At 45.6% G+C, this 1,825-nt stretch carries 1 protein-coding gene; it reads left to right on the forward strand.

What is annotated here, in order from left to right:
* Positions 1–1,825, forward strand: a 1,825-nt coding sequence (locus tag ACFOW1_RS16910) for a PKD domain-containing protein (protein WP_379015932.1), incomplete at both ends; no start/stop codon positions are given.

Here is a 1,825-nt window from a genome sequence, read left to right on the forward strand (position 1 = left end):
TTTACGGTAGATCCAAAACCAAGCGCGGGTCCAGACCAAACGGTAGCCTGCGGCAGTGATACAAAAACAGTGACTTTAACAGGTACTTTGCCAACAACGGGTGTATGGTCGTCTATGGCGGGAAATGATACGACAGCAATATTAGGTACCAATGTAAATGGAGTGGTAGTGGTAACATTACCAGTAGCGCCGTTTACGGGTAAATTGAGTTATATCTATACCACTTTTGGTGGTAAAGACACGGTAGATATTTATGTAACAGGTCCAGCGAGTCCAGTGATTAATGTGAATGCAGGTTCACCAATCATTTGCGCAGGCTCAACGGTACAATTATGCCCATTAACATGGGGCTTTAGTAACTACCAATGGTACAAAGATGGTTACGCAGTAGCAAGTCCTACAGGTACAGGATCTTGTATTACAGTGGATGCCACAGGTATCGGTAGCTATACATTGGCAGGCACGAATGGTTCAGGCTGTTGGAGTGTACCATCGACACCACAAGTAGTAAGTACCACTAATACTTTAACCAAACCAACCATTAGTGCAAGCGGCACAACGGTATTGTGCAACGGTGGTAGTGTTACGCTTACGTCATCATCAGCAACAGGTAATTTATGGTTTAAGAATGGTAATTCAACAGGTGCAATAACCCCAAGCATTACCGTAACAGAGCCAGGTGATTATAGCGTATTGGTAAGTACAGGTACTTGTACTTCAGCCATGTCATTAACCATCACAGTAGCAGGCGGTGTCAAAGCCAGCTTTACCACAGCCAATGCCACCAACAATTGCGATAGCACGATTAGCTTTACTTCAACAAGTACCAATACCACCAGCAAATGGAACTTTGGTGATGGTAGTACGGGTACAGGTAATAGCGTAACACACAAATATGCCACCACAGGTGTATTTACCGTACAACAAGCGGTAATAAGCGTAGGCGGTTGTAAGGACACCACTGTACAAAGTGTTACAGTAGCCAGTTGCCCACCACCACCAGTGCCCACCACTTGTAATATTACACCAGGCTTTACGATTATTAATAATACCGTGAACGGTGGTAGTTATACCTATATCAGTACTTCAACCATCACCAATGGCAATATGACGTACTTCTGGGATTTAGGAAACGGTACCACCTCTACGTTAATCAGTCCGTCGGTAACCTATACCACAGCAGGTACTTACAAAGTAAAACTGGTAGTAACAGGCGATTTAGGCTGTAAAGATTCTATTACCCAAAGTGTAGTAGTTACCATTGCCGTACCGCCAGTAACACCACCAGCATGTACTGCGCCAGTGGCCGACTTCACCATCGCCAATGCAACGCAATGCTTAGTAAACAATGCCTTTAGCTTCACCAATACCAGTACAGGTACAGCACCAAGCTATACGTGGACCTTTGGTGATGGCAGCGCAGCTGTAACCACTACAGCCGCCGCACATAGTTATACAAGTGCTAATACGTATACAGTTACTTTAGTAGCCACTAATAGCTGCGGTAGTAACCAAGTAAGCAAAACAGTAACGGTAGCGACAGTGCCAGCAACACCTGCAAGTATCAGTGGTTCAACCAACATCACAGCAGGAGCTACTACCACACTCAGCAGCGCCACACCAGGTGGTGTATGGGGTAGCAGTAATACAGCCGTAGCCACTGTAGACGCCAATACAGGTGTTGTAACAGCAATAACAGCAGGCACAACTACCATTAGTTATACAGTCAGTAATAGTTGTGGTGCAACAGCTACGAGCTTAAGCATAACGGTAACAGCGGTAGTACCACCAGTAACACCGCCAGTGCCACCAGCATGTACGGCGC

The sequence above is a fragment of the Parasediminibacterium paludis genome (assembly GCF_042651445.1).
Classification (GTDB): domain Bacteria; phylum Bacteroidota; class Bacteroidia; order Chitinophagales; family Chitinophagaceae; genus Parasediminibacterium; species Parasediminibacterium paludis.